The sequence below is a fragment of the Micromonospora rhizosphaerae genome (genome assembly GCF_900091465.1).
GTDB lineage: Bacteria > Actinomycetota > Actinomycetes > Mycobacteriales > Micromonosporaceae > Micromonospora > Micromonospora rhizosphaerae.
Genome location: NZ_FMHV01000002.1, coordinates 2,551,867 through 2,576,402, shown reverse-complemented (window position 1 = coordinate 2,576,402; position 24,536 = coordinate 2,551,867). Strand labels below are relative to the sequence as shown.

Genomic DNA, 24,536 nt, shown 5'->3' with positions numbered 1-24,536 from the left:
TGTCGCTCCGCTCCACCCGGTCACCGGTCTCCCCCGATCCGCAGCTGCGCCGCCGCCACCCGCTGCCGGATGCCGAGGGCGATGAACGCGCTGAAGGCCAGCGCCGCCAGCAACAGGCCGAGCGCGGTCAGCCCGATCGGCCCCCAGGGCAGCACGAAGGCCGCCTCGGGCACCGGCCGGCTGGCCGACGGGGTGAGGATGACCAGCGGGGCCATCGTCACGCCCACGACCGCGCCCAGCAGCAACCCGACCCCGACCCCGATCCCGGCCAGGAAGGTCTGCTCGGCCAGCAGCGCCCGGGCCAACAGCCGTGGGCTGGCGCCGAGCGTGTGCAACACGGCGAACTCCCCCAACCGGTGCCGGACCGTCGCCCACACGTCGACCATCAACCCGACGAGGGCCAGCAGCACCGAACCGATCGCGGCCGCGAGCAGCCCGGTCCGGGCGCCCCGCCAGTACGGGTCTCCCGCGGCGCGCTCGGCCAGCTCCCGCCGGTCCAGCATCGTGGTGCCGGGCAGGGCCGCCGCCGCGCGGGCCGCCGCGGGATACCCACCGTCGTCCGTGCTCAGCCACCACTCCTGCACCGGCCGGACCGTGCCCTGGTCCCGGACCAGCCAGTCCGTCGCCGCCGGCAGGTCCACCAGCACGCCCTCCCCGGTGGTGGCCGGCACCGCAGCCACCTCGCCGACCAGCGTGACCGCCAGTGACACGCCGGAGAGCGAGAGGGTGACGGTGTCCCCGTCGCGCAGGCTCAGCGCCTTGCGTACCCCGGGGGTCATCAGCGCCGGCACCGGCCGGTTATCGCCGGCGGGCACCACGGCGAAGCGGGAGGAATCCTGGAACGCGAACTGGCCGCCGGGCAGGAACGTCACCTTGTTCTCGGCCGACAGCGCCGTCGCCGTGGCCGAGGTGGTCACCTCACCACCGTTCGGGTCAGCGCTGATCCCCGCCCACGCGTCGCCGAGCTGCGCCGGTCGGGCCGTCCCGTCGGCGCCGACCACACGCAGGTCGGTCACCTCCAGCCGGTACGCCCGGCCGGCCACGTCACCACCGTCGACCTCGAATCCGGCCAGCCGCAGGCTCCCGGCGTCGGGCAGCGCCACGGTGAACGGCGCCGGCCGGCCGTCGCTGCCCGTGCTGGCCACCGGCAGCCGGAAGGCCAGCCCGTCCGCCCGGGTCAACAGCATCGACACGGCGATCCGATGCGGGCGCACGGCGTCGCGCACCGGGGTGCGGACGGTGCCGGTGACCGACCGCGTGCCGGCGGGCAGGTCGACCCCGGCCGGCGCGCTCCGCGCCCGGACCAGCCGGTCGAACAGCGCCGGCACCGGCTCGCCGGCCAGCCGCTCGTCGAGCCGCACCACCTCGGCCGCGGCCGCCGCGTCGAGACTCACCACGGTGGCGGGCAGGTCGGCGCGGCCGACCCGGATCTCGTCCCGCCAGGCCGGCAGCGCCCGGTCCACCCCGGCCAGCGCCGCCAGTTCCCCGGCCCGGCCGATCGGGGCGACTCCGTCGCGCTCCGTGAGCCGCAGGTCGGCGCCGACGGTGTGGTTGGCCTGGTCGACCAGGGACCGCTCGCCGGTGGCGACCAGCGACCAGGCCAGGGTGCTGCCGCCGACCGCGAGGGCGAGCAGCAGCACCGGCCCGGCGTGCGGGCGGCGACCCGCCTGCCACATGCCGAGGATGGTCGCCGTCCAGAGCCGCCGGTCGACGAAGCGTTCGGCGAACCGGGTCGCGGGTGGGAGCAGCCGCAGCGCCACCACCGCGCCGGCCAGCACGCCCAGAGTCGGCGCGGCGACCAGCAGCGGGTCCACCCCGAGCCGCCCGGCGGCGCCGGTCACCGGCGAGGAGTACTGACGCAGCTGCGTCCAGGCCAGCACCGCGAACCCGACCAGCACCAGGTCGAGGCTGGCCCGCTGCACGGTGGCGGACCGGTCGGGTCGGGACCGCGCCGCCAGGTCGGCCACGTACGTCCCGGCCCCGCGAAACGTCGGGGCGACCATCGCCACCAGACAGCCGGCGGCGGCAGCCAACGCCACCGCCCAGAGCAGCGTGGTGCTGTCGGCGGCGAGCGCCGGGCCGGACGGTCGGCCGCCCACGTGCCGCAGCGCCTCACCGGCGAGCAGCGGCCCGAGCACCGCGGCCGGCAGGACGACGAGGGTCGCCTCCCGGGCGGCGAGCCCGGCCAACTGCCGCCGCGCGGCACCCCGCGCCCGCAGCAGGGCGGTCTGGTTCCGCCGGTCCTCGTGCAGCAGCGCGGCGACGAGCACCAACGCGTACCCGCCGAGGACCACGATCAGCAGCACCGGGGTGGCCAACGAGGACCGCCCCACCAGATCGGCCCGGGCGATCCGGTTCAGCAACCGGTCCATCGAGTTGACGACCTGGGCGGAGGAGCCGAGCCCGGCCGCCTCGGGCACCTCGTTGACGGCGTCGGCGAAGGCCTGCCGGACGTCGAGCAGCCCGCCGTCCCGGGCCGCCGCCGTGAGATCCGGCTCCACCACCCACCAGGCCGAGACCGAGCCCGGGAAGGTCGCGGCGAAGTCCGCCGGGTCCAGCACGAACGGCCCGTACGAGGTGTCGGACTCCGCCGCGCTGCCCGCTCCCACCCCGGGCGCCAACCGCCAGTACGGCTCGGCCGGGTCACGCGGCCGCCACGTCCCGGCGAGCACCACCTCGCTGGCCCGCTCGGTGCTGCGGTCCAGCATCGGCACCCGCTCACCGACGGTCATCCCCAGCGCGGCGGCGACCCTCTCCGGCAGCGTCACCTGCAGTGGGCTCGCCCCGGCGGAGGGCCAGGCACCGCCGGCCAGTTCGGCGTGCGCGGGCAGGTCGTCCAAGGCCGCGAGGTTGGCGAAGACGGGGTCGTCGTCGGCTCGGACCTTCGGGCCGAGGTCTCCGGTCAGTTCCCGGCCACCGCCGTACCGCGCGCCGTTCACGGTGACCGGCACGCCGCCGAGTCCGTGGGCGAATCCGTCGCGGACCGCCCGGTCCCGGGTGGCCAGCTCGGCGGCGTCCCGACCGCCGGAACCGGTCACCAACAGGCTGCGCTCCTCCAGTGGGGCGCCGGCGAGCAGCGCCCGCTGGCCGGCCTCCACCGCCCGGCGGTTGTAGTCGGTGAGCCCGGTGACCAACGCGACCGCGACCAGGGCCGCGGCGACCGCGGCCAGCAGCAGTCCGCGCGCCGCGCTGGCCCGCCTCCACACCAGTCTCATCCGGCCCTCCCCTGGCCCCCGTCGGGCCGACGACCAGAGAAAGCGGCGACGGGTCAGGAAAGGTTCGCGCCCGTTACATGATCGTTATTCCAGGCTGCTCAGCCCCGGGGCCGGTCGCGGTCCTTGGAGGGCTGCACCCGCTTCGGCTCGCCGGGCATCTTCGGATGGTCCGGCGGGTACGGCAGGTCGCCCTGGCCGGCGGCGGCGTCCCGCTCGGCCCACTCCAGCAGCGGGGTGATGTCCCACGGGGCGTCGTCGATGCCGGCGTGCGGGTCGCCCCGCTCGGCCAGCCGGGCCGGCACGCTGCCCAGGTCGAAGTCGTCCGGATCGACCTCGGTCAGCTCGTCCCAGTCGACCGGGGTGGAGACCGTGGCCCGGGCGTTGGCCCGCAGCGAGTACGCGCAGGCGATCGTCCGGTCCCGGGCCATCTGGTTGAAGTCCACGAACACCCGGCTGCCCCGCTGCTCCTTCCACCAGGCGGTGGTGACCAGGTCGGGACGGCGGCGTTCCAGCTCCCGGGCCAGCGCGATCGTCGCCCGGCGCGCCTCGACGAACGTCCACTGCGGGTGGATGCGCAGGTAGACGTGCACGCCCCGGCCGCCGGAGGTCTTCGGCCAGCCGATGGCGCCCAGCTCGGCCAGCAGCCCGCGCAGCTCGCCGGCGGCGGCCGCCGCGTCGGCGAAGTCGGTGCCGGGCTGCGGGTCCAGGTCGATCCGCAGCTCGTCGGGGCGGTCCACGTCGGCGGCGCGGACCGGCCAGGGGTGGAACACCACCGTGCCCATCTGGGCGGCCCAGGCGACGTGCGCCAGGTCGGCGGGGCAGAGCTCCGCGGCCGTCCGGCCGCTTGGGAAGCTGATCTCCGCAGTGCGGATCCACGGGGGGACGCCCCGGGCCGGCACCCGCTTCTGGAAGAACATCTCCCCCTCGATGCCCTGGGGGAAGCGCTGCAGCGTGGTGGGCCGGTCCCGCAGGGCGCGCATGATCCCCTCGCCGACCGACAGGTAGTAGTGGAAGACGTCCGCCTTGGTGAAGCCGCGCTGCGGGAAGATCAGTCGGTCCGGGCTGCTCAGCCGTACGGTGTGCCCGGCGACCTCGATCTCCTCGACTGCTGCCTTGGTGCCACCCATTCGGCGACGATATGCGATGCCACCGACGCCCGGCGTACCGTTGAGCGGTGAGTCTTTCCGAGAGCGAACTGCCCCGTACCGAGGAAGAGTGGCGGGTCCGGCTGAGCCCCGAGGAGTTCCGGGTGCTCCGCGAAGCCGGCACCGAGTCGCCGTGGACCGGCGAGTACGTCGACACCAAGACGCGCGGCGTCTACCACTGCCGGGCCTGCGGCGCGGAACTCTTCCGCAGCGACACCAAGTTCGACTCGCAGTGCGGCTGGCCGAGCTTCGACGACGCCATCCCCGGCGCGGTGAAGGAGATCGAGGACCGCAGCCTCGGCATGGTCCGTACGGAGATCCGCTGCGCGCGGTGCGACAGCCACCTGGGACACGTCTTCAAGGGTGAGGGCTTCACCCCGAAGGACACCCGGCACTGCGTGAACTCGATCTCCCTGCGGCTGGAGCCGAGGGAGGGCTGACCGGGGCGCCGGGCGCCGTCGCCCCGGTGGCGCCCGGTGGTCAGAGCAGCAGTCGGCTGCCCTGCCCGTCGACCTCGTCGGCGGAGTCGTCGTCCAGCCACACCCCGCCGCTGGCCAGGTAGCGGAAGTGGTACTCGCCCGGGCCGAGGTTGACGGTCACCGTGCGGGTGCCGTTGCGGCGGGCCACCAGCTCGTGCCGACCGGGCTCCCAGTGGTTGAAGCAGCCCACCACGCTCACCGTGCCGGGCGGGGTGTCCCGCGGCAGGCAGAAGGTGACCCGAATCCGGTTGCCGAAGAGCTTGCTCCGCTTGATCACGTGTTCCTCCGGGGGTGTCGGGGCGGTCACCAGGCCTAACGCGCGACACGCCGGGGGCGACTCGCCGTCGAGCGGGTTCAGGTTCGCCGGTTTCGGTTGCCCGGATGTGTCGGCTGCTCGACGCTGGGGTGACGTGTCCATATCGGGGGGTTTTGTAATGGCTACCTGCGAGGTATGCGGTAACGACTACTGGGGGGCGTTCGAGGTCCGCACGGCCAGCGGGGCGGTGCACACCTTCGACAGCTTCGAGTGCGCGATCCACCGGATGGCGCCGATCTGCGAGCACTGCCAGATCAAGATCGTCGGCCACGGCGTCGAGGTGTCCGGGCGCTTCTTCTGCTGCGCGCACTGTGCCCGGGCGGTGGAGGGCGCCCAGGGTGCCGAGGTCCGCGACGCCGTCGGCGCCCGCCCGGCCTGACCAGCACCGGGCCCACACTCGACGCCAGGGGTCGCGCCGCCCCGGCACATACCCGGGGAGCGATATGCCTGGGAGGCAGTGAATCTGCCGAAGAGGCATGTCGCTCCCCGTGGTGTTGTCCTCCGCACGGGCGACGGGCGCCGCCCCCGACGCCCTCCAGCGGGCCCCGACTGACCGCCTACGATCGCGGGATGCCGCCGCAGACCATCGAGGTCCGGGTCGCCGCGTTCGCCGACCTGGACGCCCGTACCTTCCACGACCTGCTCCGGCTGCGCATCGACGTGTTCGTGGTGGAGCAGGCGTGCCCGTACCCGGAACTGGACGGCCGGGACGTCGAACCCGGCACCCGGCACCTCTGGCTGACCCGCGACGGGGAGATCGTCGCGTACCTCCGGATCCTGGCCGACCCGGGCGGCGTGGCCCGGATCGGCCGGGTCGTGGTCGCTCCGGCCGCCCGCGGTGGCGGGCTGGCCGGCCGGCTGATGACCGAGGCCCTGGCCCTGATCGGCGACCGGCCGTGCGTGCTCGAGGCGCAGACGTACCTGGTCGACTTCTACGCCGGGCACGGCTTCACGGTCAGCGGCGCCGAGTACGTCGAGGACGGCATCCCGCACACCCCGATGCGCCGGGGCACCTGATGCCCTGCGGGAGACCCGGCGGCAGGCCGCGGCGACGGGCCGCGATGTAACGCCTCAGACATTGATTACGCTGTGCCCTCCGGTGAGATCATTCGGAGGGACTCAACTGTGAAATTGACGGGGATACGCTGGAGCGGCCGGACGGCCGGTATCGGGGCCGCGATAGTGGCCACCGCCGTCGCCGGCACCGCGGGCATCGTCGCGGTGGGCTTCGGCGACGACGCGGCCAAGTGGGTTGCGGACGGACCGGTCACCACCGCCCTGCACACCGTGGACTTCCCGGCCGCGAACGGCCGCGAGGTGAGCATCCCGCAGCGGGACACGGACCGCTTCGCCATGGTCGGGGTGACCTGGACCAACCCGAAGCTCGACTTCAAGGGCACGATCTCCGTCCGCACCAGGGCGGTCGGCGGCGGCTGGTCGGACTGGCGGCCGCTCGAAATCGACGGCCACTTCGGACCCGAGACCGGCTCTGCGGCGACCGCAGGCAAGGCGCGGGGCGGCACCGACCCGCTCTGGGTCGGCTTCTCCGACGGGGTCGAGGTGCGCGCCGTGACGGCCAGCGGCCGGGTGAGCGACCGGATCCCCGCCGGTCTGCGCCTGGAACTGGTCGACCCGGGCCAGCCGAAGCGCCGCAAGGTCGCCGCGGCGGGCGTCGGCCAGGCGCGGCCGGAGCGCTTCCAGCCGGTCGCCGAGGTGCGGGCGCTGGAGCCCACCCCGACCGACCCGGCGCCGACGGACACCACGACGACCGCGCCGGCGCCGACCGAGACCAGCACGACCGCGCCGGCCCCCACCGAGACCACCGCCCCGCCACCGGCCGAGACCACCGCCCCCGCGCCGACCACCACCTCGGCCCCGGCGCCCACCGCCACCACCTCGACCTCCGCGGCTCCCGCCCCCGCCCCCACGAGCCCGGTCCCCACCCCGAAGGTGGTCACCCGCGCCGAGTGGAAGGCCGACGAGTCCATCGTCACCGAACCGCCGTCGTACGGCACCACGGTCAAGGCGTTCTGGGTGCACCACACGGCCGGCACCAACACCTACAGCTGCGCCGACTCGGCCGCCATCGTCCGGGGCATCGAGGTCTACCACGTCAAGAGCAACGGCTGGAACGACATCGGCTACAACTTCCTGGTCGACAAGTGCGGCGTCGTCTTCGAGGGCCGCAAGGGTGGCATCGACAAGCCGGTGATCGGCGCCCACACCTACGGCTTCAACACCGACACCTCGGCGATCGCCGTGCTCGGGACGTACATCAGCACCGGTATCCCCGCCGCGACGCAGGACGCCATCGCGCAGGTCGCCGCCTACAAGCTCGGCCAGTACGGCAACGACCCGCTCGGCAAGGTCACCCTGACCTCCGGGGTGGACGGCAAGTACGCCCTGGGCCAGCAGGTGACCTTCAACCGGATCGGCGGGCACCGGGACGCGGTGGCCACCGAGTGTCCCGGCGACGCGCTCTACGGCCAGCTCGGGGTCATCCGCAGCAAGGCCGCCAGCGTGTACGGCCTGGCCCTGACCGGCCTGACCGGCACGAAGAACGGCACCACCTACTACACCAAGACCACGACCACCGCCTCCTGGTCGGTGAGCACGCCGAGCGCCCTCATCTCCCGGTTCGAGGTGCTGGTGGACGGGTCGGTCGTCGCGACCACGGCGGGCACCGCCCGCTCGGCGGCGCTCACGCTGGCCCAGGGCACGCACACCGTCCAGGTGCGCGGCGTGCACACGCTCGGCCGTACCGCGACGACCCCCGCGCAGACGGTCGTCGCCGACACCACCGCGCCGACCTTCTCGCAGGTGCCCACCCTGTCGCTGCGTACCGGCGGGGTGAGCAGCACGGTCGTGCCGGTGACGCTGGGCTGGCGGTCGGCGGACAACGTGGCCGTCCGGTCGGTCGCGCTGACCGCGCCGACCACGGGTACCTTCGCGGCGAGCGGCAGCTACGGCACCACCACCAAGCCGGGTGTCACCACCGCCTGGTCGATGCGGGCGCAGGACTGGTCGGGTAACACCGCCACCTCCTCGGCGAGCTGGACGCCGGTCTTCATCCCGGAGGCCAAGGCCACCCGCACCGGCACCTGGGGCACCTACACGAGCAGCAACTACCTCGGCGGGTCGGCGCTCACGGCGACCGCCGGCGGGGCGTCGCTGAGCTGGGTCTTCACCGGCCGCTCGGTGTCCTTCGTCGCCACCAAGACGTCCACCTCCGGCCAGGCGCACATCTACGTCGACGGCGTGAAGGTCAGCACGGTGGACCTCTACTCCAGCACCGTCAAGTACCGGCAGGTGGTCTGGGCGAAGAGCTGGACCGGCAGCGGCCGGCACACCGTGAAGATCGTGGTGGCCGGCACGTCGGGCCGCCCGCGGGTCATCACGGACGGCCTCGTCTACGTCCGCTGACGCGGGCGGCAACGGGCCCCGGAGGAGATCCTCCGGGGCCCGTTGCGCTGACCGGGCGGGTCAGACCAGGCAGGTGACGATGTCGGCGATCGGCCGCCGACGGCCGGTGTAGAACGGGATCTCCTCCCGGACGTGCCGCCGCGCGCCGGCGGCCCGCAGATCCCGCATCAGGTCGACGATCCGATGCAGCTCGTCCGCCTCGAAGGCGAGCATCCACTCGTAGTCGCCGAGGGCGAACGAGGCAACCGTGTTGGCCCGCACGTCCGGGTAACCGCGGGCCATCCGGCCGTGCTCGGCGAGCATCTCGCGCCGCTCGGCGTCCGGCAGCAGGTACCACTCGTAGGAGCGGACGAACGGGTACACGCACATGTAGGCCCGGGCCTCCTCGCCGGCCAGGAACGCCGGGATGTGGCTCTTGTTGAACTCCGCCGGCCGGTGCAGCGCCATCTGGGACCAGACCGGGGTCAGCGCCCGGCCCAGGGTGGTGCGCCGGAACCGCAGGTAGGCGTCCTGGAGGGCGTCGCTGGAGGAGGAGTGCCACCAGATCATCAGGTCGGCGTCGGCGCGCAGGCCGGCCACGTCGTACGTGCCACGGATCGTCACGTCCTTGCCGGCCAGCTCCTCGAAGAGGGCCGTGACCTCGTCGATGACGTTCTCGCGCAGGGACGGGAGGGGGCTGGTCGCCCGGTACACCGACCACATCGTGTAGCGGATGCTGGCGTTCAGCTCCCGCAGCCGGGCCGCGTTGGTCTGCTCGGTCATGATCCCGATCCTCCCAGTGCTGTGATGATCTCTTCGGCCGCCGTCTCGCCGGAGCGGACGCAGACCGGGATGCCGACGCCGTCGTACCCGGCGCCGGCCAGGACCAGCGTGGGGTGGGCGGCGCGCAGCGCCGTCCGGGCCGCCGCCACCCGCTCGGCGTGACCCGGGGCGTACTGCGGCAGCGCCCCGCCCCACCGCTGGACGTGGCTCGCGACCGGGGTGGGCAGCGGGTTGCCCAGCACCTTCGACAGCTCCCGGTGCACGGCGGCGACCAGGGCGTCGTCGGTGAGCTGGAGCGCCGTCTCGTCGCCGTACCGGCCGACCGAGGCGCGGACCAGCGCCATGCCGTCGGAGCGGCGCAGGTGCCCCCACTTGGTGGTGAAGAAGGTCGACGCCTTGATCAGCAGCCCCTCGGTGGCCGGCACCAGGAACCCGGAAAGCTCGGGCAGTTCCGGCTCGGGCAGGGCCAGGGTGACCAGCGCGACGCTGGCGTAGTCGAGCCCGCCGACGGCCGCGGCCACTTCGGGGGCCGGGCCGGCGAGCAGCCGGGCGGCCGTTCGCGCCGGCACGGCGAGCACCACCGCGTCGGCCTCCACCAGCTCCGGGTCGCGGGTCGGGCCGACCACCAGCCGCCAGCCGGTCGCGGTCGGGTGCAGCTCGCGGACGGTCGCGTCCCGGCGGATGGTCGCGCCGCTGGCGGCCGCCGCCGCCTCGACCAACCGGCTGAGCCCGCCGGCCAGGGTGCCGAAGACCGGGGTGCCGGAAGGGCGCGGTGCGGCGGCCTGCGCGGCCCGGACCGCGTCGACCAGGGTGTGCTCGACGCGGGCCGCCCGGGCCAGCGCCGGCATGGTGGTGACCAGGGAGAGGTTGTCGGCCCGCCCGGCGTAGACGCCGCCGAGCATCGGGTCGACCAGCCGGTCCACCACCTCGTCGCCGAGCCGGTCGCGGACCAGCGCGCCGACCGCCACGTCCTCGTCCGGACCGAGCAAGGGCCGGCCGCCGTCCCGATCGGCGTCCGCCGCCGGCCGCGCGACCGTGGCCGCCTTCTCGAGATCCCCCGGTACGCCCACCAGCGTCCCGCCCGGGATCGGGCGCAGCCCGCCGTCGACGGCGAGCGCGGCCTGCCCGACGGTGGGGTGCACGATCGCGTCGGCCAGCCCGAGCCGGCGGACCAGCGCAACCGCGGCGGAATCCCCGCCGGCCGGGTCACGCATCAGGAACTTCTCGGCGCCGAGCTCGACGGCCTGGCCGGCCAGCTCACCGGTGCGCAGCTTGCCGCCGAGGGCGCCGGACTGCTCGTACACGGTGATCTCGGTGCCCGCGGGAGCGCGGTCGCGCAACCGGACGGCGGCGGCCAGCCCGGTGATCCCGCCACCGACGATCGCCACCCGCCACGGTTGCCGCACGGTCACTCCCTACTCCACCGGTCGCGCGGAGAGCTCGTGCACCAGCGCGACAACCCGGGTCAGCACGTCGGGGTCGGTCTCCGGCAGGACGCCGTGGCCGAGGTTGAACACGTGACCGGGAACGGCCCGCCCCTGGTCGAGGATCCGTCGCACCTCGGTCTCCACCACCGGCCAGGGGGCGAGCAGCACGCACGGGTCGAGGTTGCCCTGGACCGCCTTGTCCGGGCCGATCCGGCGGGTCGCCACGTCCAAGGGGGTACGCCAGTCCACGCCGACCACGTCCGCGCCGGCCTCGCCCATCGCGCCGAGCAGCTCGCCGGTGCCCACCCCGAAGTGGATCCGCGGCACGCCCGCGTCGGCCAGCCCGGAGAGCACGGCCGTCGAGTGCGGCAGCACGTAGCGGCGGTAGTCGGCCTCGGACAGCGCGCCGGCCCAGGAGTCGAAGAGCTGCACCGCGGAGACCCCGGCGTCGACCTGCACCCGCAGGAAGGAGAGCGTCACCTCGGCCAGCCGGGCGCAGAGTGCGTGCCAGAGCTCCGGCTCGCCGTACATCAGCGCCTTGGTCTTCGCGTGGGTCCGCGACGGGCCGCCCTCGACCAGGTAGCTGGCCAGCGTGAACGGGGCGCCGGCGAAGCCGATCAGCGGGATGTCGCCCAGCTCGGCCACGAGCAGCCGGACCGCCTCGTCCACGTAGGACACGTCGTCCCGGCCGATCGGGCGGATCCGCTCGACGTCGTCGGCGGTGCGCACCGGCTCGGCGACCACCGGCCCGGTGCCGGGCACGATGTCCAGGTCGACCCCGGCCGCGGCCACCGGGACCACGATGTCGCTGAACAGGATCGCCGCGTCGACCCCGTGCCGGCGGACCGGCTGGAGGGTGATCTCGGCGACCAGGTCCGGGCGGCGGCAGGACTCCAGCATCGGCACGTTCGCCCGGATCTCGCGGTACTCCGGCAGCGACCGGCCGGCCTGACGCATGAACCAGACCGGGGTGTGCGGGCCGGGCTCGCGGCGGCAGGCCCGGACGAAGGGCGAGTCGGCCGGCCCGCCGCGGCGGGGTTCTCCGTGTCGGGCGACAGTGCCCGTGGTGTCGGTGGTCATCGCGGCCATCGTGCCACGGGCCGAGGCGGCCCCGACGGGCACCGTCACCTTTTGTGACCGGGCCCGCCGGGCGGGAAAGGAGGGCCCCTTGGCAACGCATCCGGGATGGCAGGGGTCCCCTCTTGACCCCGCCGACGCGGCGGCGCGTCGGCGCGCCGTACGGCTCACCGGGCGGGCAGCGGCATAGGCTGCCGACATGGCCCCCCCGATCGCGCTCCCGGAAACCTTCGCTCGCGCGGTCGCCGGGCTGCGGTCGGTCACCCCCCGCTCGGAGATCGTGCTCGAGGAGGTCGGCGCGCCCCAGCGCCTGGCCCCGTACGCGTTCGCCCTCTCCGCCGCCGTGCTGCGGGACGGCGACGAGGTGGCCACCGGGCGGTTGATCCTGCTGCACGACCCGGCCGGGCACGAGGCGTGGCAGGGCACGCTGCGGCTGGTCACCTACGTGACCGCCGAGCTGGAGGTGGATCTGGCCGCCGATCCGCTGCTGCCCGGGGTGGGCTGGACGTGGCTGACCGACGCGCTGGACGCGCAGGACGCCCGGTACCGGGCGATCGGCGGCACGGTCACCCAGACCCTGTCGACCCGGTTCGGCGAGCTGGCCGGGCCGCCCGCGGCCGGGGACATCGAGATCCGCGCCTCGTGGACGCCGCGCGGCGTCGACCTGGCCCCGCACCTGCTCGGCTGGTGCGCGCTGCTGTCCTCCACGGCCGGTCTCCCGCCGCCCGGCGTCACGCCCCTGCCGTCCCGCCGCCCGGCCGGCGCCGCCTGACCCGACCCGCTCCCCGCCCGCCGGTCCGCCCTGCCTCCGAACGGTCGATCACCGGCGCGCCCGGGCGGGCCGACGAAGGCCGACGGGCCGCCCCGGTGACCGGGGCGGCCCGTACGGCTGGCCTCGTGGATCAGAGGTAGTTCTCGGCCTCGTCGCAGACCTTGTCCAGGCCCTTGTTGGCCTTGTCGAAGGCGGCCCGGTCGCCGGCCGACGCCGCCGCGATGGCGGTGGTCAGCTTGTCCAGGCAGGTGGCGATGACCTTCTTCTGCCGGGCCTGCTCGTCCCGGTCGTTCTTGGTGCCGGTCAGGTCCTGCTCGGTGTCGGCCAGCTTGTCCTGCACGGTCTGCAGGTCGGCCTTGAGCTTGTCGATCTCCTGCTTGTTCGCCGTGATGGTGCCGTCCCGCTGACTGACCTGCTTCTCGGTGCGGTGCAGCTCATTGTTCGTGGTGACGAACAGGCCGGTCATCACGCCGCCGAGGACGAAGAGCAGCCCGGCGACGAGGGCGAGGATCAGCGTGGCCCGGCTCTTGCGGGCACCCGGCGCGGGCGCCCCGTACGAAACGTTCGGGCCGGGCGGGGCGGACATCGGCTGCCCGAAGCCCGGACCGGAGACCGGCGGGGCGGACATCGGCGGCGCCGACATCGGCTGGGTGTACGACGGACCGGAGACCGGGGCGGCGGAGCCCGGCGTGAACTGGCCGGGCACCGGTGGGGCGGACGGGGGCGCAGCGGGCTGGGGCAGGGTGGGATCGGGCTGCGCCGGGCCGTACCGCGGCGGCTCGGGCTGCCCGGCGCCGTAGGGACTGCCGTACACGGTGCCGCCCGCGGGCTGCGGACCGGGCGGCGGCTGCGGTGGGTAGGCCGGCGGGAAGCCCTCCGGCCCGGTCGGTGGCTGGGACATGTCTTCCTCCAATTACTGGTCCCCCGTGGGGTGGCCCGAAGGCCGGGGTCTGGCGGTCGACGGCCGACCTGGTCGGCGCTACGTGTTCGACGGTGAGGGATGAAGTCAATGCGGGCGGCGGGCCGACCGGTCAACAGAGCTTGAAGGCGTCGCAGGCCGTCTTGATCGGCACCGCGAGGCCGATCCCCTCGGCGTCCCGCGCCTTGGCGGTGGCGATGCCGACGACCTCCTTCGAGCCGTTGATCACCGGCCCGCCCGAGTTGCCGGGGTTGATCGGCGCGTCGAACTGGATGACCGGGCCGGAGCCGCCCTCGTCCTTGCGGAAGGCGCTCACCACCCCGGTGGTCACGCTGTCCTGCAGGCCGAGCGGGGCGCCGACCACCACGATCTGCTGCCCGGACTTGACCGGCGTGCGGGCGGCGACCAGCCCGGCGAACTTGGCGGTGGTCCGCAGCTGGGCGATGTCCTTGGCCTTGTCGACCTTGACGATGGTGGCCGGGAAGCGCTGGTCGGTCCGCTCCAGGAAGACCTGCCGGCCGCCGCCATCCCAGACCGACTCCACCACGTGGAAGTTGGTGAGCAGGTTCGCCCCGCCACCGGAGGCCGGCTTGCCGATCGCGAACGCCGTCCCGGTGAACTCGCCGGCGCGCACCCGGAAGACGCTGGGCAGCACGGCGGCCGCCACCGCCTCCGGGTTGAAGGCCGCGCCAACCTCCTTTTCCAGCGCCTCCGCCCGCTTCTCCAGGCCGTCGAACCGGGCGCCGTCGGCGTTCTGCGCCTCGGCCAGCCGCCGGTCGGTGGCGGCGAGCCGGTCGCCCAGCCGGTGGATCTGGTACGCCTGCACCCCGGCGACCACGGCCAGCACGGCGGCGAGCGCCGCGACGGCCAGCCGGCGCCGGCGGGTGGGCGAGGCCGGCCCAGCGGGGGGCGCCGCCGGCCAGCCGGGCTGTCCGCCCGGGTACGCGGGCCCGGCCGGCTGCCCGGGATACGCCGGGCCGGCGACGGGCTGGCCCGTGGACGGGCCCGGCATCGGGTGCTGGGCGGCGGGCGACTGCCCGGGCACCGGCCCGGCTGCGGGCTCGCCGGGTGACCACCCGCCCTGACCCGGCTCGGCGCCGGGCGCGGGACCGCTCCCCCACTGGCCGCCGGTGGCGGGTGGGGACCAGGTGGTCCTCGCGCTGGGAACGGCGGGCTGGCCCGGCATGGGCATGCCGGCGACCGGCGCACCCGGCGGGGCGGGCAGGGCCGACCCGAACCCGGGAGTCGGTGCGGCCGGCTGGATGGGGGTGGCCGGGAAGCCGGTAGCGGGCGGCGTCGGCTGGCCGGGGGCGGTCGGCGGGTGGCCGAGGGCGGGCGGCTCGAACCGGGGCGGCAGGGGGCCCGGCCGGCTTGCCTCGGGACGCTCCGGCCAGCGGTCGTCGGCGGCCTCGCCGGCACCCTGTCCCGGCGTCCCGTCGCCCGACCCGTACCCAGCGGTCATGATCGCCACGTCCTCCCCGTTGACGCCCCCGGTGCGACGCCCCCTCCGGTCCGCGACCCGGCGGTGGCTCGATGGACCGTACCGGCGCGAACGGGGTTTGTCTCCCCCGATGTCCGAGGCTGCCACGTCAGCACCACCCGACCCTGCCACGACATCCCTCGGTCGCCGGGTCGACACGCGCCGGACCAGGCTGCGCACGCCGGATCCGGTCGCGCACTAGGGTTGTCAGGTGACCGACGAACCACCCCTGCGCCGTCGGGCCGCCGAGAGCCGTGCGGAAGAGGCGCCGCAGCAGCCGCCATCGGCCACGCCGGAGCCGGCGGACGCGGCGACCGAACCCACCGCCGGCGGGCCCGTCCCGCTGACCGCCCCGCGCGAGGGCACTCCCGCGCCGGTGGCCACACCGAGCGAGCTGGATGAGGTCGTGGCCCGTTTCGCGGCCGGCATCGGGCCGGTGGCCCTGGACGCCGAACGAGCCTCGGGCTACCGCTACAGCCAGCGGGCGTACCTGGTGCAGCTGCGCCGGGCCGGCTCCGGCACGGCGCTGATCGACCCGCTGCCGCTGCCCGACCTCGCCGCCCTGGACGTGGTGATCGGCGAGGCCGAGTGGGTGCTCCACGCCGCCAGCCAGGATCTGGCCTGCCTGGCCGAGCTGGGGCTGCGCCCGCGCCGCCTCTTCGACACCGAACTGGCCGCCCGGCTGGCCGGATTCGAGCGGGTCGGCCTGGCCGCGCTGACCGAGCAGCTGCTCGGCTACACCCTGGAGAAGCACCATTCGGCGGCGGACTGGTCCAGCCGGCCGCTGCCCGAGTCCTGGCTGACCTACGCCGCGCTCGACGTCGAGATGCTGGTCGACCTGCGCGACGCCCTCGACGAGGAGCTGACCCGGCAGGGCAAGTCGGCGTGGGCGGCGGAGGAGTTCGCCAACCTGGTCCGCTCCGGCGCCCGCCCGCCCCGGGTACGCGCCGAGCCGTGGCGCCGGACCTCCGGCATCCACCGGGTCCGGGGCGCGCGGGCGCAGGCCCGGGTCCGGTCCCTCTGGTACGCCCGCGACCAGATCGCCGCTCGGCGAGACGCCGCCCCGGGCCGGGTGCTGCCCGACTCGGCGATCGTGGCCGCCGCCGAGCTGGACCCGAGGGACGAGAAAAGCCTGCTGACCCTCCCCGGCTTCGGCGGACGCTCGGTACGGCGGCTCGCCCGCACCTGGCTGGCGGCCCTGGACGACGCCCGCAAACTGCCGGAGGACGCGCTGCCGGTGGCCCCGGCCGTCGAGGGTCCGCCGCCGCCGCACCGCTGGGCGGAGCGGGACCCGGTGGCCGCCGCCCGGCTGGCCCGCTGCCGGGAGGTGGTGGTCCGGATCGCCGGCGAGCACACCCTGCCCCCGGAGAACCTGATCGCCCCCGACTCGATCCGCCGTCTGGCCTGGGTCCCGCCCGAGGAGATCACCGACGACGCGGTGGCGGAGATCCTCCGCGGCTTCAACGCCCGGGAATGGCAGATCGCCCTCCTCCTCCCCGCCCTCACCGAGGCCCTCACGGGCCCCCAACCGGCCCCCTGACCCGCTGCCCCCGCCGTTGATCATGGAGTTGGCGGCCGGCGACCCGATGATCAACGCGCCAGTGGGCGGGACCGGTGGGATGTGGGGTGGGCCACATGGGGGGTGCTGTCGGGGTTGGTTACTGGCGAGTAGCATCCGAGGGAAATCGCCCGTGCCGGCGGCCTTCATTCGATCCGTAGCGCCGCCTGGCGGCGCGGAGGCCGAATTATGGCCGAAAAGGAGGCTCAAGTGCCCCGTGAAGTTCGGGATGTCGTCTTCGTCGACGGCGTCCGTACCCCCTTCGGCAAGGCGGGTGGCATGTATGCCAACACCCGCGCCGACGACCTGGTGATCCGCTGCATCCGCGAGCTGCTGCGCCGTAACCCGCAGCTGCCGCCGGAGCGGGTCGAGGAGGTCGCCATCGCCGCCACCACGCAGATCGGCGACCAGGGCCTCACCATCGGCCGCACCGCCGCCCTGCTGGCCGGCCTGCCCAAGACGGTCCCCGGCTTCGCGATCGACCGGATGTGCGCCGGCGCGATGACCGCCGTCACCACCGTCGCCAGCGGCATCGCCGTGGGCGCGTACGACATCGCCATCGCCGGCGGCGTCGAGCACATGGGCCGCCACCCGATGGGCGAGGGCGTGGACCCCAACCCGCGGATCATCGCGGAGCGGCTGGTCGACCCGTCCGCCCTGGTCATGGGCGCCACCGCGGAGAACCTGCACGACCTGGTCCCGCACATCACCAAGGAGCGCACCGACGCGTTCGCGCTCGCCTCGCAGCAGAAGACCGCCAAGGCGTACGCCAACGGCAAGCTCCAGGGCGACCTGGTACCGGTTGCGGTGCGCGACCCGGAGAGCGGCTGGGGCCTGGCCACGGTGGACGAGGCTCCCCGGGACACCTCGATGGAGAAGCTCGCCTCCCTGAAGACCCCGTTCCGCCCGCACGGCAAGGTCACCGCGGGCAACGCGGCCGGCCTGAACGACGGCGCCACGGCCAGCCTGCTCGCCGCCGAGGAGACCGCCCGCGAGCTGGGCCTCCCGGTCGCGATGCGGCTGGTGTCGTACGGCTTCGTCGGCGTCGAGCCCGAGGTGATGGGCGTCGGCCCGATCCCGTCGACCGAGAAGGCGCTGCGGATCGCCGGCCTGACCATCGACGACATCGGCCTGTTCGAGCTGAACGAGGCGTTCGCCGTGCAGGTGCTCGCCTTCCTCGACCACTTCGGCATCGCCGACGACGACCCGCGGGTCAACCCGTGGGGCGGCGCGATCGCCATCGGTCACCCGCTCGCCTCCTCGGGCGTGCGGCTGATGACCCAGCTCGCCCGGCAGTTCGCCGAGCACCCCGAGGTCCGCTACGGCCTCACTGCCATGTGCATCGGCATCGGCATGGGCGGCACCGTGATCTGGGAGAACCCCCACTGGGAGGGCAACAAGTGAGCGCGAGGAATGAGCCGGGCCTGCGAGTCCCGCAGTCGCGAACGAAGGAGGCGCAGTGAGCGCGCTCGCCGCACCGAACGAGGTCGTCACCAAGGCGCTGCTGCGCCAGGTCAACGTGCCGGGGCTGGACCGTCCGGCCGCCCTGATCACCCTGGACAACGGCTTCGACCACACCAAGCCGAACACCTTCGGCCCGGCCGGCCTGGCCAGCCTGGACGAGGCGATCACCGCCGCGCTGGCGGCGAACCCGGCGTTCATCGCGGTCACCGGCAAGCCGTACATCTTCTGCGTCGGCGCGGACATCACCGGCCTGCCGCTGCTCGCGGACCGCGAGCAGGCGCTGGAGATCGGCCGGCTCGGCCACCGGGTCTTCGCCCGGCTAAAGGACAGCGAGATCCCGACCTTCGCCTTCGTCAACGGCGCGGCGATGGGCGGCGGCCTGGAGCTGGCCCTGCACTGCCACTACCGGACGCTCTCCGGTGGCGCGGCGGCCCTCGCCCTGCCCGAGGTCTCGCTCGGCCTGGTCCCGGGCTGGGGCGGCACCCAGCTGCTGCCGAACCTGATCGGCATCCCGGCCGCCACCCAGGTGATCATCCAGAATCCGCTGATGCAGAACAAGATGCTCAAGCCGAAGCAGGCGGCCGAGATGGGCATCGCGGACGTGCTGCTGGAGCCGGCCGACTTCCTGGAGCGGTCCCTGGAGTGGGCCGCCGGCGTGGTCCGGGGCGAGGTCACCGTGACCCGACCCGAGGTCGACCGGGACATGTGGGCCGGGGTGCTCTACTTCGCCCGGCAGACCCTGGACCAGCGGCTGCACGGCGCGGTCCCGGCCGCGTACAAGGCGCTGGACCTGCTGGAGACGGCGAAGGACGCGGGCTTCGCCGCCGGCACCGCCGCCGAGGACGAGGCCCTGGCCGACCTCATCTTCTCCGAGGAGCTGCGCAGCGGCCTGTACGCCTTCGACCTGGTCCAGCGGCGGGCCAAGCGGCCAGCCGGCGCGCCGGACAAGGGCCTCGCCCGCCCGGTCACCAAGGTGGGCATCGTCGGCGCCGGCCTGATGGCCAGCCAGCTCGCCCTGCTGTTCGCCCGCCGCCTCCAGGTGCCGGTCGTGCTGACCGACCTGGACCAGGCCCGGGTGGACAAGGGCGTGGCGTACGTGCACACCCAGATCGAGAAGTCGGTCACCAAGGGCCGGATGGACAAGGGCACGGCCGCCAAGCTGTACGGCCTGGTCAGCGGTTCGGTCGACAAGTCCGTCTTCGCGGATGCCGACTTCGTCATCGAGGCGGTCTTCGAGGACCTGAACGTCAAGAAGCAGGTCTGGGCCGAGCTGGAGAAGATCGTCAAGCCGGAGGCGGTGCTGGCGACGAACACGAGCTCGCTGTCGGTGACCGCGATGGCCGAGGAGCTGGAGCACCCGGAGCGGGTGGTCGGCTTCCACTTCTTCAACCCGGTCGCCATGATGCCGCTGCTGGAGATCGTCCGCGGCGAGCGGACCGACGACGCCACCCTCGCCACCGCGTTCGCCGTCGGCAAGCAGCTGAAGAAGTCCTCGGTGCTGGTCAAGGACGCCCCGGCGTTCGTGGTCAACCGGCTGCTCACCCGATTCCTCGGCACGGTCTTCGCCGCCGTCGACCAGGGCACCCCGCTGGACGTGGCGAACAGCGCGCTCGACCCGCTGGGCCTGCCGATGCGTCCGCTCACCCTGCTCCAGCTGGTCGGGCCGGCCGTCGCGTACCACGTGGGCGGCACCCTGCACGCCGCGTTCCCGGACCGGTTCAAAGTCAGCGAGAACCTCAAGCGGATCGCCGACTCGGGCCAGCCGATCGTGATCGACGACCAGGTCAACGAGGAGGCCGCCAAGCTGCTCGTGGTCGGCGACCAGCCGCTGACCGCCGAGCAGGTCCGGCAGAACGCGCTCGACGCACTGGCGCAGGAGATCTGGCTGATGCTCGACGAGGGCGTCGTCGCCGAGGCGCAGGACATCGACCTGTGCATGATCCTCGGCGCCGGCTGGCCGTTCCACCTGGGCGGCGTCACGCCGTACCTGGACCGGACCGGCACCGCCGAGCGGGTCGCCGGCCGGCGGTTCCTGCCGGGCGGGGTCGCCAGCCTGCTGTGACAACTCCAGCTCGGCCGGCGCGGCCATAATTCGGCCTCCGCGCCGCCAGGCAGCGCTCCGGACCGAATGAGGGCAGGTCTGACGCCGCGCTGCGACCTGGAGCCGTCAGCCTGACCCACCCCCGCCCCCCCGCGATCGCGGTGGCCGACCGTCCTCTCCGGGCGGGCCGGCCACCGCGATCGTCATCTCGGGCTCCCGGCCCGCACCCTCCCGAGGCCGAAAGGCGCCCCGGGTCGCGTCCCCGCGCGGACCGGCGGGCCTGGTCACGAGCCGGTCCCGGTTCCGTCACTCCGTCGCCGGGCGGACAGCGGCATGTCGGTCGGCCTGGCTAGGATCGGCCGGCCCGTTCTTCACCTGGAGCTGCCCCATGTCCCAGCCGCCGTCCAACCCCTATCCCGGTTCCTACCCGCCGCCACACGAGCAGCCCGGCGGCTACCCGCCGCAGCAGCCCGGCCCCCAGTACGGCGGCTACCCGCCGCAGCAGCCCGGTCCCCAGTACGGCGGCTACCCGCCGCCCCAGCCGCCCGGCCCGCAGTACGGCGGGTACCCGAGCCAGCAGCCGCCTCAGCAGTACGGCAGCTACCTGGAGACCGGCCAGCCCCAGGGCGCCCCGGCCGGCCCGCCGCCGAAGAAGAAGTCAAATGTCGGCCGGATCCTGCTGATCACCCTCGCCGTCGTGGTGGTGCTCTGCGTGGGCGGCGCCGCCGTCCTCTTCTTCGCCGCAAAGGACGAGGTCGGCGACGTGGTCGACGCCACCAAGACCCGCCTGGTGGCGCCCGAGACGCTCGCCGGCCGCCCCAAGGTGGCGGATCCGCAGCTGCAGGCCACCGCCGAGCAGATGAAATCGGAGATGAAGAAGGACGTCCCGGATGCCACCAGCACCGTCGGTGGCTTCTACGGCAATCCGGCCAAAGAGGACCTGGTGATGATCGCCGGTGCGTCCGGATTGCTGGCCGACCCGAGGAAGGAGTTGGAGGACGCCACCAAGGGCCTCTCCACCGAGCTCGGGGTGAAGGAGTTCAAGACGATCGAGGCCGGTCCGCTGGGCGGCGACGCCAAGTGCGGGGACGGCAAGGCGGACGACGTCGCCATCGGCGTCTGCGTCTGGGCCGACCGGGGCAGCCTCGGCATGATCATTATCTACTTCAAGTCCGCCGCGGCCCTGCAGTCGGAGTTCGTCACCATGCGCGGCCAGATCGAGCAGCGCTCCTGAGTCAGCCGGTGACCTGACCGGGGCTCCTGCCACCGCGGGTGGCAGGAGCCCCTTCCGTTTCCGACCCTAGGCCGACACGGCCCGTTCGGCCGCGCTCCGGCAGACGCAGAACTCGTTGCCCTCCGGGTCGGCGAGCACCACCCAGCCGGTGCCGTCCGGCCGGCGGCGGTCCGCGACCAGTGCGGCACCGAGCCCGAGCAGCCGCTCGACCTCGGCGTCCCGGGTTCGGTCGGCGGGATGCAGGTCGATGTGGAACGCGCCCTTGCCGTGCCGCTCCCCGACCTCGACGAAGAGCAGGTCGGGGCCGTGCCCGTCGGGCGCGACCAGGACCGCCTCCGGGTCGCCCGGGTGGTCGTCGTCGTGCAGCCGGCGGTCGAGCACGCCCGCCCACCAGCTGGCCAGGGCGTACGGGTCGTCGGACTCGACGGTGACGCAGTGGATCAATGCACTCACGGTGACTTCTCCCCTGATGGAGTGCGCCCCGCGGGGTGGATGGTGTCAGCGGTGACCGGGGCGGGGCGCGGGACTGTTCACGGTGGACATCGACGGCACCCCCTCCCCCACGAGTCGGGCTGACGCGGCTGATCATGTCACCGGACGCCCCGGGGCACAACCCGGTTCGGGCGCCCGGCCCGGCCCCCGACGGGACCGGGCCGGGCGCCCTGCGGTGGTACGGGTTACGGCCCGACGAAGACCGCCCTGGCCCGCCAGTCGTTGCCGTCCGCGGCCGGCCCGCTGCGCACGGTGAACGCCCCGGTCGGCGCGCCGCCCGCCCAGTCGGTCGAGGAGAGGTCGCCGGTGCTCCGGTCGACCTTGTAGAGGGTGTCGCCGCCGAGGAAGATGCCGCCGGCGTCGGCGAAGCCGGTCACCCCGGCCACGGTGAACCTGTCCGCCCCGACCACGCCGCTGTCCGGGGTGAACCAGCGCCAGTGGAGCTCACCCTGGCCGGCGAGGGTGTAGTAGAGCCGGCCAGCGGTGTAGAACATGCCGGTCACGTTCGGGATCTCGGCGTAGAAGTTCGTGGTCACCCCGGCGTACGTCTGGCCGTCCGGGCCGGAATCCGTCTCCACGGTGTCCCAGTACGCGTCGTGGTACGGGTCGACCAGGCTCGGCGTGCCGAACGTGGTGCCGTCGAACGAGCGCCGGTACAGCGCGCCGTTCATCCCGTAGAAGAGGGTGCCGCCCACCCAGAAGCCGCCTCGGGCGGTGGACCAGGCGGTGTTGTCCGGGTTGGCCAGCACGCTGCTCGCGCCGACCGCGCTGGCCCCGTCGTACGACCGGACCTGCACCTCTTCTCCGTTGCCCGCGGGCGGCGGCCCGGTCTTGACGATCTCGATGCCGTCGACCAGCGGGTTCTCCACCACGTGCCCGAAGTCGAGATCGACCGAGCCGTCGCTGACGATGGCGAAGGAGCGCATGGTGCCCACGTTGTGCCCGACCGTGCCGGAGAGGTCCAGGTCGTCGAGGACCGTCACCCCGTCCAGCGCCACGTCGAAGACCCGTGACCCGGGCGTCGAGGTGCCGTCGTACCGGTCGGCCAGGTAGAGCCGGACCTCGATCTCGGTGCCGGCGGGCACCGGGAGCTGCCACTGCATCTCCGGGTCGCCGCCGGAGTCCCACCGCTCGTCGCTGTAGAGGGCCGACGGGGTGCCGGCCGGCACGGTGGCGTCGACGCTGCCCACCGGGCCGAACCCGGCGGTGCTGCTGCCGTCGTTGTGGTACGGGCTCGGGTCAGCGGCGTCGTCGGCCGCCCAGTCCGGTCCGCTGTCCGTCGCGGCGACCAGCGGCCCGCCGGCGTTCACCCGGTAGAGCACGTTGGTCGGCACCGGCACGCCGGCCCGGTAGACCTTGCCGGGTAGCCCGGCCGTGGTGGTCGGGTGCGGGGCGGCCCCGCCGGTGAGCGGGAAGAACGCGATCCGCTCCCGGCGGTACTGGAAGTTGCCGATCCAGGAGGTGTCGGAGCCGAGCCAGAGCCCGGCGGGGGTGACCAGCAGCTCGGAGACACCGACGCCGCGCGGGTGCCGGCCCGGGTTCCAGGACATCGGCAGCCCGTTGCGCGGGTCCAGGGCGGCGATGCTGGCCCGGCCGACCGCGCCCGCCTGGGCGGAGTCCCCGCCGAAGCTGTTGTTGAGCCAGCGGATGTGCCCGCCCACGTAGACGGCCTGCTCGCTGATCCCGACGGACAGGAAGGTGTCCCCGCCGGAGTAGTCGGCCCAGGTGGGCTGGAGTTCCGTGCCGGTCGCGTCGGTCTCCCAGCGGGCGGCGGAGTCGCAGAGCGTGCCCGCGTTCGGGGCGCCGGTGGTCACCACCACGAAGTAGCTGCCGTCCGGCGCGTACGCCACGTCCCGCATGTACGTGTCGAACGCCCACCAGGCGCAGCGCGGGGTGTACCGGCTGGTGTTCCAGTCGGCGATGGTCGCCGCGCCGGCACCCAGGTCGAGCTTGACGATCTGGTCGTGCAGCACCCCGTCGGCCTGCTTGAAGTTGCCGATCACGACGAGCTGCCGGCCGTCCGGGGAGACGGCCAGCTTGCCGGCGCCGACCCCCGCGTTGGCGCCGCTGACCCCGTCGTAGTTGTGGTGCTCGGTGAGGGTGGTGGTCAGGTAGCTGTCCAGCGCGCCGGTGCTGGCGCTCAGCGAGGCGAGGCCACCGCGCGGGTTGGTGTTGCCGGCGGTGGTGAAGATGCCGCCCACCAGGAGCCGGTTGCCGACCAGCGCGACGTCGTTGACCAGCCCGTTGAACGCCGGGCCGGCGAAGCTGGTGACCACCGCGCCGGTCGCCACGTTGAGCAGGGCCACCTTGCGCCGGGTGACCCCGTTGACGGTGTTGAACTTGCCGGCCAGGAAGACGGTGCCGGCGGTGGGCCCGGCAACCACGGCGTAGACCTGGTTGTCGACGGTCGGGGCGAAGGCGGTGTCCACCGTGCCGGTGGCCTTGTCGAAGGCGAGGACGTAGTTGCGGGTGATGTCCACGTCGGACCCGCGGTTCTGCACCCGGGTGAAGGAGCCCGCTGCGATGATCTTCGTGCCGGCGTCGTGGATCGCGTACACGGTGCCGTCCATGATGTCCGGCGAGGCGGTGGACGGGACCGGCTTGACCACGGTGGTGTGGTCGGGCGCGGCGCTGGCGGCGCCGGTCGGGGCCAGGCCGGCGGCGGTGATGGCGACGGCGGCGAGTGCCGCGAGGAGACGGCGGCTCAGGGCCGAGGGACGGGTCACTGGCAG

19 protein-coding genes are annotated in these 24,536 nt (G+C 74.0%); 9 read left to right on the top strand and 10 right to left on the bottom strand.

The window, feature by feature from the left end:
- Positions 1–20 precede the first annotated feature (20 nt).
- Entirely contained in the window at positions 21–3,215 is a 3,195-nt protein-coding gene (locus GA0070624_RS12425; protein WP_091340592.1) for an ABC transporter permease, read from the bottom strand.
- 98 nt (positions 3,216–3,313) lie between these two features.
- Positions 3,314–4,342: a non-homologous end-joining DNA ligase gene (gene ligD, locus GA0070624_RS12420; protein ID WP_091340589.1), complete on the bottom strand. Its 1,029-nt coding sequence runs from the start codon at positions 4,340–4,342 to the stop codon at positions 3,314–3,316.
- Between the two features lie 47 nt (positions 4,343–4,389).
- Between ligD and msrB the strand changes: the two genes are divergently transcribed.
- On the top strand, positions 4,390–4,800 hold the full coding sequence (gene msrB, locus GA0070624_RS12415; RefSeq protein WP_091340586.1) for a peptide-methionine (R)-S-oxide reductase MsrB: 411 nt from the start codon (positions 4,390–4,392) through the stop codon (positions 4,798–4,800).
- A 40-nt stretch (positions 4,801–4,840) separates the two neighbouring features.
- Here the strand turns inward: msrB and GA0070624_RS12410 are convergent, their stop codons facing one another.
- Positions 4,841–5,116: an isoamylase early set domain-containing protein gene (locus tag GA0070624_RS12410; protein WP_091340584.1), complete on the bottom strand. Its 276-nt coding sequence runs from the start codon at positions 5,114–5,116 to the stop codon at positions 4,841–4,843.
- A 157-nt stretch (positions 5,117–5,273) separates the two neighbouring features.
- Between GA0070624_RS12410 and GA0070624_RS12405 the strand changes: the two genes are divergently transcribed.
- From GA0070624_RS12405 to GA0070624_RS12395, 3 genes are all read left to right on the top strand, one after another.
- Complete coding sequence (locus GA0070624_RS12405) at positions 5,274–5,534, top strand: Prokaryotic metallothionein (protein ID WP_091340580.1); 261 nt, start codon at positions 5,274–5,276, stop codon at positions 5,532–5,534.
- Between the two features lie 191 nt (positions 5,535–5,725).
- Positions 5,726–6,172, top strand: a complete 447-nt coding sequence (locus tag GA0070624_RS12400; RefSeq protein WP_091340576.1) for a GNAT family N-acetyltransferase — start codon at positions 5,726–5,728, stop codon at positions 6,170–6,172.
- A 114-nt stretch (positions 6,173–6,286) separates the two neighbouring features.
- Positions 6,287–8,578 (top strand): peptidoglycan recognition protein family protein, encoded by a 2,292-nt coding sequence (locus tag GA0070624_RS12395; RefSeq protein ID WP_176731674.1) that lies wholly within the window; start codon positions 6,287–6,289, stop codon positions 8,576–8,578.
- Between the two features lie 60 nt (positions 8,579–8,638).
- Here the strand turns inward: GA0070624_RS12395 and hemQ are convergent, their stop codons facing one another.
- Genes hemQ through hemE form a run of 3 tightly spaced genes read right to left on the bottom strand, consistent with a single transcriptional unit; the run spans position 8,639 to position 11,847 of the window.
- The gene (gene hemQ, locus GA0070624_RS12390; RefSeq protein ID WP_091340569.1) at positions 8,639–9,340 is read right to left on the bottom strand and encodes a hydrogen peroxide-dependent heme synthase; all 702 of its coding nucleotides are present in this window, start codon (positions 9,338–9,340) and stop codon (positions 8,639–8,641) included.
- On the bottom strand, positions 9,337–10,746 hold the full coding sequence (hemG, locus tag GA0070624_RS12385) for a protoporphyrinogen oxidase (RefSeq protein ID WP_091348709.1): 1,410 nt from the start codon (positions 10,744–10,746) through the stop codon (positions 9,337–9,339). The genes hemQ and hemG overlap by 4 nt, the downstream gene beginning before the upstream one ends.
- A 9-nt stretch (positions 10,747–10,755) precedes the next feature.
- Complete coding sequence (gene hemE / locus GA0070624_RS12380; protein ID WP_176731673.1) at positions 10,756–11,847, bottom strand: uroporphyrinogen decarboxylase; 1,092 nt, start codon at positions 11,845–11,847, stop codon at positions 10,756–10,758.
- A 196-nt stretch (positions 11,848–12,043) separates the two neighbouring features.
- On the opposite strand from hemE, the gene GA0070624_RS12375 reads away from it, so the two are divergent.
- Positions 12,044–12,616 (top strand): DUF3000 domain-containing protein, encoded by a 573-nt coding sequence (locus GA0070624_RS12375; protein WP_091340567.1) that lies wholly within the window; start codon positions 12,044–12,046, stop codon positions 12,614–12,616.
- 130 nt (positions 12,617–12,746) lie between these two features.
- On the opposite strand, the gene GA0070624_RS12370 is transcribed toward GA0070624_RS12375, so the two are convergent.
- Positions 12,747–13,517 carry a hypothetical protein gene (locus GA0070624_RS12370; protein WP_091340563.1) on the bottom strand — a complete coding sequence of 257 codons (771 nt, stop codon included), beginning with the start codon at positions 13,515–13,517 and terminating at the stop codon, positions 12,747–12,749.
- A 130-nt stretch (positions 13,518–13,647) separates the two neighbouring features.
- Positions 13,648–14,997: a S1C family serine protease gene (locus GA0070624_RS12365; RefSeq protein WP_091348703.1), complete on the bottom strand. Its 1,350-nt coding sequence runs from the start codon at positions 14,995–14,997 to the stop codon at positions 13,648–13,650.
- Positions 14,998–15,226: 229 nt separating this feature from the next.
- Between GA0070624_RS12365 and GA0070624_RS12360 the strand changes: the two genes are divergently transcribed.
- From GA0070624_RS12360 to GA0070624_RS12345, 4 genes are all read left to right on the top strand, one after another.
- Positions 15,227–16,555: a ribonuclease D gene (locus tag GA0070624_RS12360; RefSeq protein ID WP_091340561.1), complete on the top strand. Its 1,329-nt coding sequence runs from the start codon at positions 15,227–15,229 to the stop codon at positions 16,553–16,555.
- 228 nt (positions 16,556–16,783) lie between these two features.
- Complete coding sequence (locus GA0070624_RS12355; protein WP_091340558.1) at positions 16,784–17,977, top strand: thiolase family protein; 1,194 nt, start codon at positions 16,784–16,786, stop codon at positions 17,975–17,977.
- A gap of 55 nt (positions 17,978–18,032) precedes the next feature.
- A complete protein-coding gene (locus tag GA0070624_RS12350) occupies positions 18,033–20,099 on the top strand; it encodes a 3-hydroxyacyl-CoA dehydrogenase NAD-binding domain-containing protein (protein WP_091340555.1) in 2,067 nt (688 codons plus the stop codon).
- A 367-nt stretch (positions 20,100–20,466) separates the two neighbouring features.
- Entirely contained in the window at positions 20,467–21,312 is an 846-nt protein-coding gene (locus tag GA0070624_RS12345; RefSeq protein ID WP_091340553.1) for a hypothetical protein, read from the top strand.
- 66 nt (positions 21,313–21,378) lie between these two features.
- Here the strand turns inward: GA0070624_RS12345 and GA0070624_RS12340 are convergent, their stop codons facing one another.
- Together GA0070624_RS12340 and GA0070624_RS12335 are read right to left on the bottom strand one after the other, a co-directional pair.
- The gene (locus tag GA0070624_RS12340; RefSeq protein WP_091340548.1) at positions 21,379–21,765 is read right to left on the bottom strand and encodes a VOC family protein; all 387 of its coding nucleotides are present in this window, start codon (positions 21,763–21,765) and stop codon (positions 21,379–21,381) included.
- 224 nt (positions 21,766–21,989) lie between these two features.
- A complete protein-coding gene (locus GA0070624_RS12335) occupies positions 21,990–24,530 on the bottom strand; it encodes a malectin domain-containing carbohydrate-binding protein (RefSeq protein WP_245718757.1) in 2,541 nt (846 codons plus the stop codon).
- Positions 24,531–24,536 lie beyond the last annotated feature (6 nt).

What these genes read in the sequence shown, in the direction of transcription:
- GA0070624_RS12425 (WP_091340592.1), bottom strand. Translation starts at nt 3,215, where the DNA reads ATGAGACTGGTGTGGAGGCGGGCCAGCGCGGCGCGCGGACTGCTGCTG.
- ligD (WP_091340589.1), bottom strand. Translation starts at nt 4,342, where the DNA reads ATGGGTGGCACCAAGGCAGCAGTCGAGGAGATCGAGGTCGCCGGGCAC.
- GA0070624_RS12405 (WP_091340580.1), top strand. Translation starts at nt 5,274, where the DNA reads ATGGCTACCTGCGAGGTATGCGGTAACGACTACTGGGGGGCGTTCGAG.
- GA0070624_RS12400 (WP_091340576.1), top strand. Translation starts at nt 5,726, where the DNA reads ATGCCGCCGCAGACCATCGAGGTCCGGGTCGCCGCGTTCGCCGACCTG.
- hemQ (WP_091340569.1), bottom strand. Translation starts at nt 9,340, where the DNA reads ATGACCGAGCAGACCAACGCGGCCCGGCTGCGGGAGCTGAACGCCAGC.
- hemE (WP_176731673.1), bottom strand. Translation starts at nt 11,847, where the DNA reads ATGACCACCGACACCACGGGCACTGTCGCCCGACACGGAGAACCCCGC.
- GA0070624_RS12375 (WP_091340567.1), top strand. Translation starts at nt 12,044, where the DNA reads ATGGCCCCCCCGATCGCGCTCCCGGAAACCTTCGCTCGCGCGGTCGCC.
- GA0070624_RS12370 (WP_091340563.1), bottom strand. Translation starts at nt 13,517, where the DNA reads ATGTCCCAGCCACCGACCGGGCCGGAGGGCTTCCCGCCGGCCTACCCA.
- GA0070624_RS12365 (WP_091348703.1), bottom strand. Translation starts at nt 14,997, where the DNA reads ATGACCGCTGGGTACGGGTCGGGCGACGGGACGCCGGGACAGGGTGCC.
- GA0070624_RS12345 (WP_091340553.1), top strand. Translation starts at nt 20,467, where the DNA reads ATGTCCCAGCCGCCGTCCAACCCCTATCCCGGTTCCTACCCGCCGCCA.